Source organism: Occallatibacter gabretensis (genome assembly GCF_001449115.1).
GTDB lineage: Bacteria > Acidobacteriota > Terriglobia > Terriglobales > Acidobacteriaceae > Telmatobacter > Telmatobacter gabretensis.
Genome location: NZ_LAIJ01000007.1, coordinates 209,851 through 228,415, shown reverse-complemented (window position 1 = coordinate 228,415; position 18,565 = coordinate 209,851). Strand labels below are relative to the sequence as shown.

Annotated in this window: 8 protein-coding genes; 1 reads left to right on the top strand and 7 read right to left on the bottom strand. The window is 59.5% G+C overall.

Annotation, left to right across the window (positions count from 1 at the left end):
• Positions 1-39 precede the first annotated feature (39 nt).
• The 7 genes from VO84_RS05760 to VO84_RS05730 all read right to left on the bottom strand — a co-directional run bounded on the left by VO84_RS05760 (position 40) and on the right by VO84_RS05730 (position 17,495).
• Positions 40-3,444 carry a TonB-dependent receptor gene (locus tag VO84_RS05760; protein WP_058186335.1) on the bottom strand — a complete coding sequence of 1,135 codons (3,405 nt, stop codon included), beginning with the start codon at positions 3,442-3,444 and terminating at the stop codon, positions 40-42.
• 196 nt (positions 3,445-3,640) lie between these two features.
• Entirely contained in the window at positions 3,641-4,897 is a 1,257-nt protein-coding gene (locus VO84_RS05755; protein ID WP_058186333.1) for a hypothetical protein, read from the bottom strand.
• A gap of 258 nt (positions 4,898-5,155) precedes the next feature.
• Complete coding sequence (locus VO84_RS05750; protein ID WP_058186331.1) at positions 5,156-6,955, bottom strand: glycoside hydrolase family 3 protein; 1,800 nt, start codon at positions 6,953-6,955, stop codon at positions 5,156-5,158.
• Between the two features lie 157 nt (positions 6,956-7,112).
• Positions 7,113-8,018: an N-acetylmuramic acid 6-phosphate etherase gene (gene murQ, locus VO84_RS05745; RefSeq protein ID WP_058186329.1), complete on the bottom strand. Its 906-nt coding sequence runs from the start codon at positions 8,016-8,018 to the stop codon at positions 7,113-7,115.
• Positions 8,006-9,502, bottom strand: a complete 1,497-nt coding sequence (locus tag VO84_RS05740) for a sodium:solute symporter (RefSeq protein ID WP_058186327.1) — start codon at positions 9,500-9,502, stop codon at positions 8,006-8,008. The genes murQ and VO84_RS05740 overlap by 13 nt, the downstream gene beginning before the upstream one ends.
• A 179-nt stretch (positions 9,503-9,681) precedes the next feature.
• The gene (locus VO84_RS05735; protein WP_058186325.1) at positions 9,682-13,404 is read right to left on the bottom strand and encodes a carboxypeptidase-like regulatory domain-containing protein; all 3,723 of its coding nucleotides are present in this window, start codon (positions 13,402-13,404) and stop codon (positions 9,682-9,684) included.
• Between the two features lie 338 nt (positions 13,405-13,742).
• The gene (locus tag VO84_RS05730; RefSeq protein WP_058186323.1) at positions 13,743-17,495 is read right to left on the bottom strand and encodes a TonB-dependent receptor; all 3,753 of its coding nucleotides are present in this window, start codon (positions 17,493-17,495) and stop codon (positions 13,743-13,745) included.
• A 235-nt stretch (positions 17,496-17,730) separates the two neighbouring features.
• On the opposite strand from VO84_RS05730, the gene VO84_RS05725 reads away from it, so the two are divergent.
• Entirely contained in the window at positions 17,731-18,522 is a 792-nt protein-coding gene (locus VO84_RS05725) for a GntR family transcriptional regulator (RefSeq protein WP_058186320.1), read from the top strand.
• Positions 18,523-18,565 lie beyond the last annotated feature (43 nt).

Below are 18,565 nucleotides of genomic sequence, written 5' to 3'. Positions count from 1 at the left end.
GAATGGGGCACCCATGATCGTGCGGAGTGGAGTTTGTTGTTAGAAGACGAGCTTTAACGATAGCTGACCGGTGCGGTAGGTGCCCTGAGAGCCGCTGACAGCACTGACGGCGCTGGCGGTGATGCGGCCGAGAGAGCTGCTGGTGACGCTGTTGGCTGGGTCGCCGAAGTTTTCGTGATTCAGGACGTTAAAGAACTCGGCTTTGAATTCCAGGCGCGCGCGTTCGGTGAATGTGAAGTAGCGTGAGGCGCTGGTGTCCCAGTCAGTGTAGTTGGGTCCGGTGAAGGTGCCTTTTACGACGTTGCCGTAAGTGAGGTCGAGTGGGTTGGCAACGGTGTAGCTGGGATTGACGGAGAAGCTGGCGGGGTTGAGCCAGTTTTTGCAGACGGCGGTGGTGGCTGCGCAGGCTGCGCCGCCGTAGGGATTGCTTCCGTTCCAGATGGCGCGGTCGCGACCGAGGCCTGTGCCATCGACGTTGGAACCGGTGACGGTGAGCGGGTCGCCGGTGTGATACCAGATGACGCCGGTGGTTTGCCAGCCGTTGACGATGTAGCGCGAGATGGCGTTACCGCCTGTCCACTTGGGGAAGGTCCAGAGATAGGAGGCGGAGATGACGTTGCGGTGGTCGTAGTCGGAGCGGCCGTGATCGAGGCGCTTGAAGTTGGGTTCGTAGATAGGCAGAACGTATGACGATCCGGGGACAACAGCAGTGACGGATGATCCCCAGGTGTTGTCGTCGATGGCTTTGGACCATGTGTAGTTGAAGTTGGCGGAGAGGCCGTGGTGATAGGTCTGACGGAGCGAGGCCTGGAGGGAGTGGTAAGTGGCTATGCCGCCAGTGTCGACGGCTGCGAGTGCGGAGGTGAAGTTCTGTGCGGGGTTGGCGGAGGCGTAGATGCGATGGCCTACGTTGGGGCCCTGGTTCCAGATGGGGTTGATGTCCATCGGGTTCTCCTGATGCTCGCTTTGCAGGCCGGCGTAGGCGATGCGGCTGGAGAGGGTGTTGGTGTACTGCTGCTCGACGGAGAGGTTCCAGGCGTAGGTGACAGGAACGCGGAACTGATTGGGCAGGAAGGTGGAGAATCCCTGAGCCTGGTAGTTGGCGTTGGTGAAGTAGTTGGCTGGCGGCGGCTGCGGAGCGGGGAAGATATTGCCGCCGGGGACGTTGGCGTAGGGATCGGTGAAGACACCGAGGTTGGTGGGCGAGTACGAGTAGCCGACGGAGGCGACGAAGGGGACGGCGTTGGCGAAGATGTTGTCGAAGACGCCGGGTAGACGCGAATCATAGAACTGGCCTGCGCCGCCGCGAACGCTGGTGCGGCCGGTGCCGAAGACATCCCATGCGAACCCGAGGCGCGGCATGAAGTGGTTGTAGACGCCGTTGAGCATGTTGTGGACGAAGCCCTGATCGCCGGGAAAGAGCAGGCCGGCGGGTGCGGTCGGGTGCGTGGTGGAGACCTGAACGGCTGACCATGCGGCCTCACTGAACATACCCTGGCGGCCTTTGATTTCATCCATGGGCAGGAAGGGCTCATAGCGGACGCCGAGATCGAGGGTGAGGCGGCGGGAGATCTTCCAGGAGTCCTGCGCGTAGTAGCCGGTGACCTTGTAGCGATTGTTGAAGTACTGGCCGGAGGCCTGATTGATGTGGAGGAGGCCGCCGAGGAGGAAGTCGGCCATGGGGCTGGCGTCGGTGGTGCTGGTATCGAAGAAGAACTGGCCGGGCTGCTCGTATTGATTGTCGATGTCGACCTTGGCCATTTCTCCGTGGAAGCCGAAGCCGAAGGTGTGAGCGCCTTTGACCCAGCTCAGGTCTTCAGCGAGTGTGTAGTTGTTGCGGCGGAAGGTGGCGGCGGGGTTGTCCCCGATGTTGACGAGAGCGCCGCCGCCACAGGAGGTGGAACCGCCGCCGATGCAGATCTGGTTGATCTGCTTGAAGGCGGGCTGCCAGATGTTGACTCCGAGATCGTTCATGTCAGGCGCACCGGGGAGAGGTCCGCGGGAGGCATCTTCAATCTGATAGCTGACGTTGAGGTTGTTGAGGAGATTGGGCGAGAAGGTGTGAGTTTCGGCGAGCAGAGCGCTGTGATAGCGGATGGATGCCTCGTCTGAGTAGGTAAGAAGGTTTGTGGGATCGAGGACGCCCTGCGCGTCAAAGCGGTTGTAGTAGTAGTGGCCCCAGAGGTGATCTTTGCTGGTGAGCTGGTGATCGACGCGGCCGAAGTACTCGATGAAGTTCTGGCTGACTGGTTTGAAGTAAGTGAGCTGGCCGTCATCGCCGCTGATGGTGGGCAGATAGGTGAGCAGCTTGAGCGAGGCGGAGTTGTAATCGCTGGGATTGACCTGGCAGGTGTAAGTAGAACCATCCGGTGTGCAGGGATAAGGCGTGAGGGTCTGGGGATTCTTGATGGCTGTGGCAGTGGGCATGCCCGTGAAGGTTCCGGCGAGCTGCGCGGGCGTGGGAAGCGTTGCGGTGCCGCCGTTGGCCTTGTTGCGGAAGCGCGTGGCCTGGATGCCAAAGGCGAAGAAGGTGCGGTCATGCCAGATGGGGCCGTTGACGGTGCCGCCGAACTGGTTGCGCTTGAGGAAGTCCTGGGTTTTTACGCCGTTGACGTAGCTGAAGTAGTCGGCGGCGTTGAAGACGCGGTTGCGAACGTACTCGAAGGCATCGCCGTGGAACTTGTTTGTGCCGGATTTGGTGACGATGTTGACGACGCCTCCGGCGTTCTGGCCGTACTCGGCGGCGTAGTTGCTGGTCTGGACGGAGAACTCCTGAATGACGTCAGGGAATGGGAAGGGCGCGTTGACGTTGGTGTATTCGTCGACGTTGTTGCCGCCGTCGAGCATGTAGTTGGTCTGGTTGGCGCGTGAGCCGTTAATGGTGACGACGGCGAGAGCGGGGAAGGTCTTGGTCTGGCCCTGATCGATGTTGGCGCTGGGGGCGGTGACGACGCCGGGGACGAGCATGGTGAGGGCGGCGGCGTTGCGGGTAATCAGCGGAAGATCGTTGACCTGCTCGGTTCCGATGACCTGCGAGAGCGTGCCGGTGGTGGTATCCACCTGCGGAGGCGCGGTGGTGACGGTGATGGTGGTGGCGGAGCTGCCGATTTTGAGGGCGATGTTGACGGTAGCGGCCTGGTCGGCCTGCAGAACGACGTTGGTCTGCTGGAAGGATTCGAAGCCCTGGGCGGAGACGGAGATGGTGTAGGCGGCGGGCGGAACGGATGGGAACACGTACGTGCCGGCGCCGCCGGAGACGGTCTTGAGGGTGGTCCCGGTGCCGACCTGAACGGCGGTGATCTGCGCGTTGGGGATGACGGCTCCTGTGGAGTCGGTGACAGCGCCGCTGATGCTGCCATATCCCTGCGCGTGTATGGCTAAAGGGATGGAGAAGATGGCGCAGAGAGTGGCAAGAGTCCCGAGCCGGGCGAGAAATGTTCGCATAGTTGCCTCCGAAAATGGGTGGTTCGGTTGCGTCTGGTTGGTCAGGTCCTGCTTTTGTGAGGAGCGGGTGCAGGATTTCAGGAACACGGCGCTTATAGAGAAATAAATTCAAGGTTGAAAAGACAGGGACCGTCCCTGACGGTCAGGAATTGGGATTACATGGGCTTTTAGAGGGAGGTATAGATTGTGAAGAGGGTTATTCGGCGGAGAGGGCGAGGACGCGGGGTGGGCCGGGGATGCCGTCGGTGACGGTGGTGCCGAGGACGATCTGGAGATTTTTGGCGGAGGGGTTCAGTTGGGATTCGCGGGCAATGGATTGCATGAGCGCGGGGTCGGTAAGGAATTCGCCGGCGGCGAGGGTGCCATAGGTGTAGAGACCGCCGATGACGACGACGGTGTGGCCGGTTTCCGAGTCGCGGATGCGGGAGATGAGGGCATAGTCCTGGAGGCTCGGGCTGTTAGCTCCAGTAACGGGCGTGCGGGGCTGATTGGTGCCCCAGCTCCAGGTGCGTGAGGCGGAGTTTTGCGCGTCCCGGATGTAGATGAGGTGTTTGTCGGCGTCCATGGCGAGGGAGAAGCGGAGCTGGCGGGTGAGGCGAAGGCTCCACTCGTTGTTAAAGGCTCCTATGAGGACAGCCGCGCCCTGGCGAAGATCGGAAAAGGAACTGGCGGATTCGCGGCGGATGATGACCTGCTTGTTATGGGCGGCGAGAACGCTGGCGACTCGGGCGATGGTGACGGTGTCCGCGAAGGGGACGGTTTCTGAGGCGTCTGAGCTGGGGACGGGCGTTGGAAGCGTGCCGCTGGAATCGGCGTCAGGGATTGTGGGCGGTCCGTTGGGGTGGTCGCCTACGGCAAGAAGGATGGGGCCGGGGGTGCTGAGGATGGGATGCCAGAAGAGATTCTGCGCGTCATTGGCGCGGAAGCGCATATAACTGATGGCTGCGGCTGCGGCGATGAGTGCAATGGCGGCGAAAACCCAGACATAGCGGAAGGACCGGCGCGTTGACTCGGGTTCGGCGGGAGTATCGAGATGCCGTGAGGATTTCTCAACGGCGGGTTCGGTTTCTTCCGTCGCGGCAGGGTGCGGGAGAGTGAAGCGCGGGATGTAGGAGCCGGGGACGAGCGTCATCCGCAGCTCGGAGTGATGTTTGGGATCGACGTAATAGGTGGCGAGGCGCTTGCGGAGTTCGGTAGCGGCGGTGCGGACTACGTGGTCGATGTTGGTGTCGTAAGAGGGATCTTTTCCGAAGACTTCAACGCCGATGGAGCGTTCTTTGATCTGCTCGGATTGGCCGGAGAGAGTTTGCTCGACGACGTAACGGAGGAAGGCAACGGAGCGTTTGCTGGAGCGGAAGGCTTCATCGCGGACGAGCAGTTCGAGCTGTGTCCGGATCATGTCGGCGGTGATCTCGGGCGTTGTTCCGTGCTCGACTTCTACTGCTTCTAGCATCGCGGTTTGGGTGACGAGAGATGATAGCACGGCCTCGGTGTTGCGTGAGAGATGCGATGCCGTGTTCAGGGACGAGAATCCAGCGTGTAGTTTTCAGGACGTTCATCTACTTAAACTTGGGGCGCATTCGATAAGTGGCGGCACCCATCGTTGCGGTGAAACGAGCGAGAGGCAACAGCAAGAACAACCGCAGGTCCTTCGACTGCGCCAGCCACGCGCCGCGTGACCGGCTTCGCTCAGGATGACAACTTTTATTTGCTAATGGGTAATGCCGGTGCCGCGGGTGGCGATGCCGGGGAGGGTTACGGGGAGGTGGCCCTGAATGGGAATTTCGCCGAAGAGCGCGCGGACTAACGCGCGGGCTGAGGTGGGGACGTTCGAGAAGGTGCAGATGTACGTCTCGATGCCGGGGACGTTGACGCCGGTGTAGGGATTGCCGAAGGCGGTGAAGATGGTTTTGTTGCCGGCGGTTTTTGCGATGGTGGCGAGGAGTTGTGCGGGGGCTGTGTCGAGGCCCGCTGAGCCTGTGGCGTTGCCACCGCGGATGCGGCCTCCGCTGGGAACGGCTTCGGCGAGGATGATGACGCGGTCGGCTTCTTTGACAGCGTGAAGAACGCTCTCTGAGATGAATTTTGCGTTGACGTTGTCGACGGCAAGGATCGATGCTTCCGGCGCGCGCTGACGAAGTTCGGCGATGAAGGCGCGTGTGCCGTCGGAGCCTCGGGGTGAGTCAGTGAAAATTACGGCGGTGAGTTTTTCTTTTTGTGCGGGCTGGATTGGGACGAGGTTGGCGCCGTCTTTGGCTAAGGTGATGGCACGGTCGGCGACGGTCTGTGCGAGGGTGATGTTTTCGGGTGCGGCGATGGCTTTGGCGGCGTCATCGAGCGAGACTAGGCGGTTGGTGTTGAGGCCCACGGAGGCTTTCATGCGGAGAATTTTGAGCACGGATTCGTCGATGCGCTGCTGGCTGATTTTGCCCTGGTGCACGGCGTCGATGAGGCCGTGATACGCGCCGTCGAGATCGGGTGGGAGGATAAGCATGTCATCTCCGGCGAGGACGGCTGCGATGGATTCCTCCGCGGAGATTTGAGGACGCGTGCCGGAGAAGGTGCTGACGAGGCCGTTCATGTCCATGCCATCCGTGACGACCAAACCTTTGAAGCCGAGTTGATTCTTGAGCAGGCCGGTGATAACACTGCCGGAGACGCTGGCGGGTTTATTGGGATCGGACTCGACGGCGGGGACGACGAGGTGGCCGATCATAACGGAATCGACACCGGCGGCGATGGCGGCGCGGAAGGGAACAAGCTCGAGTGAGTTGAGGCGGGCGGTGTCGCCGGTGACGCGGGCGAGGGCTAGATGTGAGTCGGTGTCGGTGTCGCCGTGACCGGGGAAGTGCTTGGCTGTGGTGAGAAGGCCTGCGCCGCGCGCGCCATCAATGTAGGCCGTGACCATGGTACTGACCTGGGCGGGATTTTCTCCGAAAGAACGCGTATTGATGATGGGGTTGGCGGGGTTGGAGTTGACGTCGGCGTCAGGGAACCAGTTCCAGTGGATGCCGATGGCGCGGGCTTCAAGGGCCGAGACCTGGCCGAACTGGCGGGCGAGCGCGGGATCGTTGGTTGCGCCGAAGGCCATGGCGGCGGGGAAGTCCGTGGGGCCGATGAGGCGCATGGATGCGCCACGCTCGAAGTCTGCGGCCATGAGGAGCGGGTATTTGGATTGCTTCTGGAGCGAGTTGGTGAGGAAGGCGGCCTCGATGGGATCGCCTTTGAGGAGAAGCGGGCCGTCGACGGCGACGGAGACGCCGAATCCGCCGAGGTGATAGGTGTGGATGGCGTCGGTGAGTTTTTGATACTCGGGGCTCTGAGTATTCATGTACTGGACGTGGACCCAGATCATGAGCATCTGCCCGATCTTTTCTTCGAGCGACATGTGGCGGAGGGTGGATGCAGCCCAGCGTTCGCCCTTGTGGTCGAGATGGACGGGTTCGGCTGCGAAGGCCTGGAGGGTTAGGGCGGCGAGGATGAGGAGACTGCGGAGTTTTGGCTGATTCATTTGGTCTTTGTTGTTGCTATCCCAGGTCTCAAAATCGAGACCTGGGGCACCCATCTTTGTGGTGGAACAAACTGAAAATAAAAGCAGGTCCTTCACTCCGCCTGAAGTACGGCTACGTTCAGGATGACGACTTCTTTTTCAACTTGGGCTTTGTCGCTCATCCTTCGATGGCTTTGCGGACGTTGCCTTTGGATTTGCGGAGGCGCTGCTGAGCGTCTTGCTTGCCGGTTTTGGCGAGGAGCATGACGAGAGCCAGCGGAAGACTCATACCGGCTTTTTCGAGTGTGGTGACGGCGGTGGCGCGATCCACGTGCGCGAGAGTTTCAACGATGGCGATGCCGCGTTCGAGGAGCTTTTCGTTTTTGAGATGCAAGTTCACCATCAGGTTCGAGTAGACATAGCCGAGGCGAGCCATTGCGCCGGTGGTGAGCATGTTACAGATGAGTTTTTGCGCAGTGCCGGCCTTTAGGCGCGAGGATCCGGTGAGGACTTCGGGGCCTACATCGACTTCGATAGAGTGGTGGGCGATGTGGCCGAGCTCGGAGCCGCGATTGCAGGCGATGCCGATGGTGGTTGCGCCTTTGCGTGCGGCGTATTCCAGGGCCGAGATGGTGTAGGGCGTGCGGCCGGAAGCGGCGAGGCCAACGATGACATCGCGTTTGCCAGGTTTGCGTGCGGCGATGTCAGCGAGGCCGAGTTCGGAGGAGTCTTCTGAGGCTTCAACGGCGCGGGTGAGCGCGGCTTCTCCGCCGGCGACTACGAACTGAACCATTTCGGTGGGCGCGCCGAAGGTGGGATGGACCTCTGTGGCGTCAAGCGCGCCGATGCGGCCGCTGGTGCCAGTGCCGACGTAGATGAGGCGGCCTCCTTTGGCGAGTGAGGCGGCGATGACGTCAACGGCCTCTGCAATGTTGGGAAGAACTTTTTTGATGGCGCGAGGAACGATGGCATCTTCGCGATTCATGAGCGCAACCATTGCGAGCGCAGTCATGGAATCGAGATGCTCGGAGGCGCGATTGCGACGTTCCGTAGTCAGCTCTTTCAGTTGCGTCAATTGCTGCATTGGGAGACCTCTGCTGAAACAGGTGTTGGTTTTATAGGCATGATGTGGCTGGCGAGATAGCCGGTGATGAATGTGACGATGCTGCCGATGGCGACGTACCACGTGAATGCGATGGAGGTGCCAAAGCGGAGATAGAGATTAACGGCGAAGCCGACGATGAAGCCGAGGATGGCTCCGTTCTCTGATGCGCGGCGGGTGAGCACGCCGAGGAGAAAGACGCCGAGAAGACCGCCGTATGCAATGGACGCGATGGCGAGGCCGTTCTCGATGACTTTGCCGCCGTTGCGCGAGAGGATTGCGAGGGCGAAGAGGACGAGTGCCCAGAAGATGGTTGACGCACGCGAGAGACGAATGCGCTGAGCTTCAGAGGATTGCGGGCGGAGGCGTGAGTAGAAGTCGACGATGGTGGTGGACGAAAGCGAGTTGAGCGCGGCGGAGAGATTGGACATTGCGGCGGCAAGGATAGCGGCGATGAGAAGGCCGGCAATGAGGTGCGGCATGCGGGTGACGATGAAGGTGGGGAAGAGTGTGTCGGTTCTTGTGATGGGTGATGCTGGAGCGTTGATGCGATAGAAGACGAAGAGCATGGCTCCAATGAGGAGGAAGAGCGAGAACTGAATGAAGATGACGAGGCCGCTTGTGAGCAGCGCGGCTTGCGACTGACGCTGGGTGCGTGCGGCTAGAAGACGCTGGACGATGAGTTGGTCGGTGCCGTGGCTTGCGGCAGTGAGGAAGGCTCCGCCGATGAGGCCGGACCAGAGAGTGTAGGTGCTGGTGAGGTTGAAGGAGAGATCGAAGAGGCGAAATTTGTCGGCGCTGGCGGCGATGGAGTGAATGGCGGGCCATCCGCCAGGGACGAGATGAAGGATAGTGAAAACCGCAGTGATGGTTCCGGCGATGTAGATGCCGAGCTGTACGACATCAGTCCAGATGACTGCGGAGAGGCCGCCTTCAAAGGTGTAGGCGAGCGTGAGCAGGGTGACGATGCCGATGGCGCAGATGTCGCGTGAGAGATCGGAGAAGTTGCCGAGTAATGCGCCCATGGCGGCGCGGATGACGATGGCGACAGCGAAGACGCGAACGCCTTCCGCCGCGGCACGCGTGGCGAGGAAGATACCGGCGACGATGAAATGAAGGCGCTTGCCGAAGCGGCGATCGATGAGCTGATAGGCGGTGACGAGCTCGCCGCGAAAGTATTGCGGGATGAAGAGAAAGCTTACGATGATGCGCCCGAGGAGATAACCGAGGACGAGTTGAAGGAAGCGGAAGTCCTTGTCGTAGGCGAGGCCCGGGACGCTGATGATGGTGAGGGTGCTGGTTTCTGCGGCGACGATGGAAAGCGAGATTGCCCACCAGGGAATGGATTTGTCTGCGAGGAAGTAGCCCTTGAGAGTGCGGGATTGAGAGCGGAAGCGGAGTCCGAAGAGAGTGACGCCTGCGAGATAGAGGGCGATGACTCCCAGATCGAGCGTGTTCAATCCCATGAAGTGATCCTAGTAGATGGGGGAGAAAGGAAGCGAGGGACCAAAGGGCCAAGGGACCGAGGGAATAATCAATGCAAGAGCAAGTCCTTTGGCTTACTTATAGTTTGCCCCATTCCTGGCAGAGGAGGCTGAGCCGGGAATGGGGCGCTAGCAGGAGAGAGCAACCTTCGAGCGACCTGCTAGAAAGTGAACTTGCCCGCGAACTGCATGATGCGCGCGTCGCGGTAGCCTTCGACAGTGCCGAAGAGGCTGGAGGAGGAGCTTGTGCCGATGGTCTGCACATTGGTGTGGTTCGTTACGTTGAGAGCTTCAGCGCGGAACTGGAAATTTACGCGATCCCAGATGCGGAAGTTGCGGAAGATGCCGAGGTCGAGCTTGCCATAGCCGGGTCCGGCGATGGTGCCGCGCCGTGCGGTGCCGGGGATGGGGCTGTTCTGAGCCGGAGCCGCGAATGCGCCGGTGTAGAACCAGGGACTCGCTCCCGACTCATAGGACTTGTTGTGAATCTTGATGTTATGACCGGAGTTGGGGTCGCCGATCTGGTTGGGACGGAGACCCGCGTTGGTGTTGCCGAGTACGCTAAGGCCGGCGTTGTCGGTTTCGACGCCGCCGTTGATCTGCTTGTTGTAGACGCTGGTTACGCCTGTGGGAAGGTTGTACTGAACCGTGCTGCCGCCGCTGGCGGAGACGGTAAGCGGGAGGCCGGAGTTGGCGCTGTAGATGCCGGAGATCTCCCATCCGCCGAGCAGGCGGCCTGTGAGGCCATGCTGCTGGCGGAACCAGGGTTCTTCGAGAACACCGTCGAGAGTGAATGTGAACTTGCGATCGACAGCGGCGCGGCCGTAATCACCGTTGATGTTGTAGATGTTCTGAACGAAGCCGGAGTAGTCGGCCTGTGCGTTGGTGAGGTCGCGGGACCAGGTGAAGTTGGCGTCGATGTAGGTTTTGCCATAGAAGCGCTTGGTGGCTTTGGCCTGCAGCGAGTTGTAGTTGGAGCTGAAGATGGTTTTGAGCGAGTCAATCGCGAAATAGCCGATGTAGGGCTTGATCTGATTGAGCACGCGGTCGCATGTGGAGCTGATGAATGCGGGCTGTCCGCCGAGTGTGCATCCGCTGCTTGCGGAGGTCGGATTGACAACTCCCATCCATGAGCCGGGCAAGGGCTGGTTGGCCTGAAGCGCGCCGAGCAGATGTGTGCCGTGATCGCCGAAGTATCCGAGATCGAGGAAGAAGGTGGGGGAGAGCTGCTGTTGAACGTCCAGCGAGAACTGCTGCACGTAAGGCGTCTTGTAGTCGGTGGGCACAGCCTGCAGGCGGCCCGGCGTGGCGGAGAGTGCGGTGAGAGCGCCGCCAGCAGGGCTGTCCAGTGAGCCTTCGCTTACCGAGTAGGTGGCAACTGCGGGAGGATTATCGAAGACGGTGGTTTCGTAGTAGCTGACTTCAGCATCGTCAAAGGCCCAGCCGTAGCCGCCGCGGAGAGCGGTTTTGCCATCGCCGAAGACATCGAGCGCAAAGCCGAAGCGGGGCGCGAAGTTGAGCTTCTGTGCGCGGCCTACCTTGTTGCCCCAGGGCGAAGCCTGGTTGTTGTTGGCGGATGAGGGGCCGTTGAAGATCATGCCGTTGATGTAGTTGATGCCGGCGTAATCCGCATTGGGATTGGGCGTGGTGGGCTGGCCGGCGTTGCTGTTGGTTTGATTGCATGCCCCGGTGAAGCAGATGAGGCCATTGGCGTTGATGGTGGGAGCCTTGGTGGGATCGTACTTGGCCGGATCGAAGTTGCTCAGCAGGCCGTTGGCATCCCAGGGCTGCCCATAGTAGGAGTAGCGAACGCCGAGGTTGAAGGTGAGGCGCGGAGTAGCCTTCCAGTTGTCCTGCGCGAAGCCCTCCCAGAGCGCTTCCTTCTGGTCTGTGACGGGGTCTTTGGAAAGCTGGCTGAAGCCGGAGTTCGCGTTACCGGTGAGGAAGTTGGCGAAGGCCTGCGCTTCTCCCTCGCCGGAGTAACCGTTGTAGATAACGCAGCCAGGTGTGGGCGCTGCCGGTGCAGCCGGGCAGGCATAACCCACGTCCGTGTTGAAGCCGAAGGAGCCCTGCGTGCCGGTGGTGTTGTTTTCAAGCTTCTGGTAGTGGCTGTAAGAGAAGCCGCCGATGAGGGTGTGCGTATGGAGGGTCTTGGTGAGGTCGCCGAAGATCTGATGATTGGTGCCGTGGTCGGTGTAGGCAACGCTGCCGTTGAGCGTGGTCATACCGTTGACGGAGAGTGTAGGCACCAGGCCGACGGTGTTGGCATAGGGAAGCGTGGGCTTGATGTCCGGCGAGTTGGCCGAGGCAAGGAAGCCGGATGGCGTGCTGACGATGTTGCCGTTCGAGAAAGCGTAACCGGCATTGAGCACAAGAGTGGGGCTGATGGTAACAGTGCCGTGGGCAAGATGCTGCGTGCCCGGGTTGACCACGCTGGTGGTGTTGGCTCCGGCAATGTAGACGGTGGTGAACTGGCCCTGCGGAAGCAGCTCAGGGAAGGTGTCATGCATGTAGCGGTAGAAGACGCTGACCCTCTGGCCGAACTGCTGATCGATGCGGACGACGGAGTCGAGATTGTTGAAGGTGTCTTTGAAATTAGTGAGGATGGTATGCGGGTCAAGATTGTGCGCGAGATTGTAGGCGACATCGGGCACGGGAATATTGGCGTAGACATCCTTCATATAAGCCTGCGCGAGTGGCGAAAGGTTGGTGACCTGGTATCCCGCCGCAGTGCAGGTATTGACCTGGTTGGCTGTGCTGGTGGTGTAAGCGGTGCAGACGTTGACCGGAGCGGTGGTCCAGTTGCTGCCGATCTTCTGTCCGGACTGGCTGAAATCGCCGTTGCGCTCCGAGGCTTGCGGCACTGTGGCCTCGGCCGAGGAAAGAGTCTGGATGATGCGCTGCCACTCTTCGGAGACGAAGAAGAAGGTCTTGTTCCGGCCGTTGTAGAGCTTGGGGATATAGACGGGGCCGCCGGCTGAGAAGCCGAAGACGTTGTAGTGATAGGGGCCGATCTTGGTTCCGAGAAAGTTGTTGGCGTAGCCGTTGGCGTCGAGGTCGTTGTTGCGGAAGTACTCGTAGGCGCTGCCGTGAATGGAGTTGGTGCCGGACTTGGTGACGACATCCACCTGGCCGGAGGCGTTGCGGCCGAACTGCGCAGAGTACTGGCCGCGAAGTGTTTTGAACTCGGCGATGGCATCAGGGCTGGGGTACGTGTAGAGGGTGAGATTTGCGCCGCGGTCGAGGTTGTCGGCGCCGTCGATGGTCCAGTTGTTGGAGGTGGTGCGGCCGCCGTTGACGGAGAATGCGACGGTACTGGACGCGCCACTGAGACCGGAGGGGCCGCGGGTGAGGTCGTCCGTGGCTCCGCCGAAAGCAACGCCTGGCTGCAGGGTCATCAGGACTTCGTAGTTGCGCGTGAGCAGCGGCATTTCATTGATCTGCGTGCTGTTGATGAGGCCGGCGGAGGTCGCGTCCTCGAGGTTTACGCGAGCCTGTTCCGCTGTAACGGTGATGACCTCATTGACTGCGCCGGGAACAAGATTGCGGTTGACGGTGAGCGCGTCGGCAGCATGAAGGGCGAGTCCGGTGATGGTTTCAGTCTTAAATCCGCCGGAGGCAATGGTGACGGAATAGGTGCCGAGGGGGAGGGATTCCGCGGTGTAAAAGCCAGCAGAGTTTGTCTTACGGGTGGCGGCTATGGAGCCGCGATCCGTGTTGGTGAGCGTGACGGTGGCATTCTGCACCGCGGCTCCGCTTGCATCTGTGACGGTGCCGCTGATGCTGCCCGAAGTGCTGCTCTGTGCTTCAGCAAAGGGGATGTAGAGAGCCAGCCCCATGGCTATCCACAGGGCGAAAATACACTTTTTGAAAGTGTTGGACATGGTATTCACTTGCCTCCGAAATGCTGTGTGCTTCCGGTTTCTCTGATTCACGCCATCATGGGGTGGTGTTCGGGCCGGTAAAGCTGATTGTCCCTGCTGTTGAAAGGCCGTTCTCTGTTGATTCCCGGTAAAGAAACTGCTCTGCTTGGGAACTCATCTAGATGACCGAATGACGACAACTTATACCGACTGCAATTCGAAAGTCAATAAATATTTTGTGAGGATCGTATATTTCGTTGTCATGCTCCGGCTGATTTGCCAAAGAAGAGAGGAACGGAAAATTGAAAAGGCTGGAGCGTGAACTCCAGCCTCTTCGTCGTACGTGCTTCGTGGGCGCTTTAGAAGTCCAGCCTGAGGCCGAACTGCATTCGGCGGTACGTGGAGAGGGGAGTGTTGTAGGTGCCGAGGGTTGCGTTGCCGGTGCCTGCCGAGAGGCCGTTGGGACTGGGGTCGAAGCGGACGGAATTTGTGATGTTGTAGGCTTCGGCGACGAACTTGAGCTTTGCCCACTCGCCGAGGCCCCAGGTTTTAGCCAGCGAGGAGTCGATGTCGAAGTAGCCGTCTCCGCGGAAGTTGTTGCGGCTTCCTGCTTCTCCGGCGTAGGGCAGACGAATGGGGCCGCCGGTGTAAATGCCGTTGCCGATGGCGGTAGTGGTCGCGGCGTCAAAGGCGTGCGGAATTCCACTCTGGAAGTTTCTGTGGGTTCTGACGTTACCCACGTTGAAGGTCATTGCTGGGTTTTCGTAATTCGTGGGGAAGGCCGGAGATTCGAGGGTAAAAGGCAGTCCACTGGTCCAGCGGAAAAGGCCAGCCCATTGCCACCCGCCAAGGAATGCATCGCCCACGCGGTTGAGTCCGCTCAGCGCAGCCTTTCCGCGCCCAACGGGAAGCGCATATACCCAGTCGCCACTCACCAGGCTGCGCGTGTCAAAGTCCGAAACTCCTTTATTGAGCTTGGGATTCCAGGTGTTCTGAATGCCGAAGTTCGTATATGCGTTGTCAGAATTCGTAAAGACGCTGGCGCGCTCAGTTTCAGAGCCAAGATCCAGCGACTTTGAGAAGGTGTAGCTGAGATCGACGGTCAAACCGTGCGAGGCGGGATGACGAAGCGTGAACTGCAGTGCGTTGTAAGAGCTGTTGCCAATGGAAGACAACGCGTACAGGGAGGAGAACTGATTGCTCCAGAAGGTTGGTTGAGCTGCGCCGCCGACGGTACCGGGTGAGCCCGGAAATACGCCGAATGCGTCCATCAGGATGAGGGAAAAGGTTTCGCCATCGGTGTAGCGGAACGGTTCCCATGCGTTGTTGAAGACGGATTGAGTCGCGCTTTCTCCCTGGTAGTCAAGGTTCTTCATGTAAGGGAAGACATGCTCAAAGTAGGGGATGGGCTGGATATTGTTGTTGACCTTCTGGTTGGGATGGCCGGGAACAGAGGGCGACTCATCCACTTCTCTGGAGAGGATTGCGGCGTTGCTGAAGTAGTCACCGCCGCCCTGCGGATCAACAAAGTTGACTGGTTCGGCCTGATCGATTTGTTGCAGCAGATGCCGCCCAAGGCGTCCCACATACGCTTCTTCAAATGTGAAGCCGGCGGGAAACTGGTGCTGGAACGAAAGATTGAAGGCATACGCGTAAGGGGTTCTGAGGTGGTTGTCCATGCCCCAGTTGATCCCGTAGTCGTCCACATTTGGGGCGAAGGGGTAGGTCAGCGAAGTGGGAGTTGTGGGCAATGGAATCGCGGGTATGTCGTGGGGGCCGGTAAAGCGCGGCGCGTTCTCGAAGCCATACTGATCCGCTCCATTGGTGACTTCCGCCGCAAGACCAATTTCGCTCTCGCCACTGGTGTCCCATGTATTCACGATGGACTCGCCATAGTGGTCGTAATACATGCCGCCGCTGGCGCGGATGGAGGTTCTTGCGCTGGGCGCGAAGACAATGCCGAGACGCGGGGCGACAGCATCCTTCTGCATGGGCCAGAATCCTGGCGCGTGATTGACTTTGCCGGAAGGGGCCAGCTCAAGGGTTGGTTCGTAGATAATGCCCTGTTGCGCTTCTGACTCGCGTTTCTTGTACCAGGCGTCCATGTCAGTGGTGTAAGAAATCTGCTGGCCGTTGGTTTCATAGGGCGTCTGCAGCAGGGTGTAGCGCACGCCGTAGGTGATGGTCAGGTTACTGCGGAGATGCCAGGCGTCCTGAGCGAAGCCTTCCCATTCGTTGGAGCGGAAGTTGCGAGTGACGGGCGTGCCTTCCGTCTGGGCCGTTGCCGCGGTGGGGCTGGTAATGGAGTAGTTATAAGGCTGGCTTACCTGAGGGATGACGCCCATCAGATCGGCCCAGGCGAGCGACCAGGAATTTGTAAAGTTGGCGCTCATGTTTGCGGGCGTGGGCAGGTCTAGGGTGTTGGCATACTGATAGGTGGTGCTGGCACCCGCAAAAGAAGCTGTGTTGCCGGAGTGATGGTTGGTGATGCCGCGCCAGTTTCCGCCGAAGGCGAAGGTGTGCGATCCCTTGTTCCAGGTGAGTGTATCCGTAATGTTATTCACCGGCACGTGGAGCAGGGTGGTGCCGGTCTGAGCGGTGGGCTGCGTGAGGCCGTAGATGTCAACCCAGTTGCCGGGAGCGATTCCGCCACTCTGCCACCCCTGGCGGATAAAGGCATAACGCACATCGTTGACGATGTGCGTGGTAGGAGTCCAGGTGTAGCCGGCCGCGATGCCTTTGGTGTTGTCATCGTAAAAGGTGGAAGGGCCCTGTCCGGGAAGGTTCTCATCCCCTGTGGAGGTGTCTTTCTGCAGGTTTCCGCGAACGAAGAGGTGATGCTTGCTGCTGGGGAGGTAGTCAAACTTGAGAATGCTGGTGTTGAGGGTGGAAGGCGCAGGCGAGGCGAAGAACAGGGCGGCGCTATTCAAGCCACCGTCTCCACCGACCGGGTTGGTAGACGTTGTGATGGGCGCAAGATAGCTGAGTATGGCGGCATTGGCGCCTGGCGTGGTGCAAACCGGCTGACCGTTGAAGGTGTTACTGAGGCAAGGCGCGTCCATAGTGGCAACCTGCGATGGCGTGAGGAGCTGGTTCACGCCACCCGTGTCAGTGTATTGAAGGCTGCCCTGCATGAAGGTGGGCGTAGGGACGGTGGCCTCTACGACGTTGGAGATGGCCTGGCGCTGGCCCTCATAGTTGAAGAAGTAGAAGAGCTTATTCGTCTTGATTCGCCCGCCCACGGTGCCGCCAAACGTGTTGAGCACATATTTTTGAGGGACGTTCGGATCATTCGAGAGGATCTGTTGGTTCTTGTTGAAGAAGGAGTTGGCGACAGTGTTGGTGGGTCGATAGTACTCATAGAGCGAGCCATGCTCACGGTTGGTTCCGCTCTTGGTGACCAGGTTGACCTGAGCGCCTGAGGAACGGCCCGCGGCGGCAGTGCCGTTGGAGGTGGTTACGCGAAACTCCTCGGTAGAGTCGAGCGTGGAGCGCAGGATACCGGAGAAAGCGGTGCCGAAGATCTGATCATTGTCGTCCATGCCGTCGAGGGTGATGTTGCCCTGGTCGGACCTGCCTCCAGCAACAGCTCCCTGGCGGCTGTCTGAGACTTCATTGCCCATGTAAAGCACGCCGGGCTGCAGGCTGAGCAGGTTGATGGGATTGCGGCCATCCATGGGAAGCGCTTCGATGGTGGTGTTGCCGACGGCGTTGCCCATCGAGGCATCCGTAAAGTTAAGTGTCTCCGCCTCGGAGCTGACGTCGACGGTAACCGTGTTTGCCTGGACGCTGAGTGCGAAATTGATTGTGGCCGGCTGATCTACGAGCAGCTCGGCTGTGCGCTTCTGCGTGGCGAAACCGTTGGAACTGAGCGTGATCCCATAGCGCGCAGGAGGGACGATGGGGAAGATATAGTATCCGGCAGCGTCGGAGAGTGCATGATAGCTGTTGCCGTTGGCAGTATTGGAGAGCATGATGGATGCGCCCTGGACAAGAGCGCCACTGGAGTCTGTGATCACTCCGCGAAGCGAGGTGTTTGCGCTCTGGCTGAATGCAACGCTTGCGACAGACAGGATGCAACAAAGCATCCATCTCATTATGGATCGTTTCATGGTTTCTCCAGAAAGGTGTATTGGCTTGCGCTCTTTACTGCTTCGGCGTTTTGTTCTCTACGTTCGGAGAATTCATCTAGATGACCGAATGACGAAACGGTATACTGGGTGCGATTCCGAAGTCAATGAGGAATGCATGAGAACTTCTTGTTACTTATGCTTTCCTTATATATTGTTTTTCCGTTCGCCCGGAAGGCATTGACTTGGCTTTGAATCTGGTATATCAGGAAAGCAAATGACCGCTGTACGAACTCATCCGACACTTCCGCTGCATCGCGGAAATGGACTGCCGCTGTATCAGCAGATCCAGCAGCGGCTGGCGCACCAGATTCAATCGGGTGTGTACAAGCCATCGGAGCCGCTGCCTTCCATCCAGAAGATTGCGGCGCAGATGGGCGTGAGCCAGATGACGGTGCGGCAGGCGGTGAAGTCGCTGAGCGAGCTGGGGCTGATTTACAGCCGGCAGGGCAAGGGAACGTATATCTCGGGCGTGAAACTCGAGAAGGAGTTCCGGCATGTGCTGAGTTTCAGCGAAGAGGCGCGGGCGCATGGTGCGACGCCGCATTCGAGACTGATCTCGTTCAAAATGCAGAAGCCGACGCCGGAGACGCATGCCGCGCTGGGGCTGGGCGAGGATGAGAAGGTTTTCCGGCTGCATCGCGTGCGGTATGAGGATTCAATGCCGATTGGAATTGAGTGCAGCTGCCTGGCGGAAAGCATGTGTCCGGATCTGCTGGAAACATTTGACCCGGATACTTCACTGTATGAAAAATTGGCGAGCCGGTATGGGATTCAGCTGACGATCACCGAGGAAGTGATTGAAGTAGGCAAAGCGAATGCGGAAGAGGCGCGCTTGCTGAAGGTTCCGCGGCAGAGCCCCGTGTTTCTGTTTACGCGCCTTTCGTTTGGCGAGGATGGTAGACCGGTGGAGCATGTGAAATCGACGTACCGGGGAGATCGGTACAAGATTGTGAACCGGCTGATGCGGACGAAGCGTGCGGTGATGAGTTCGCCGAATGGGATGTAAGCCTGCTGAGGAGCAGGCTGGTAGTTGAAAGACAAATCCACTG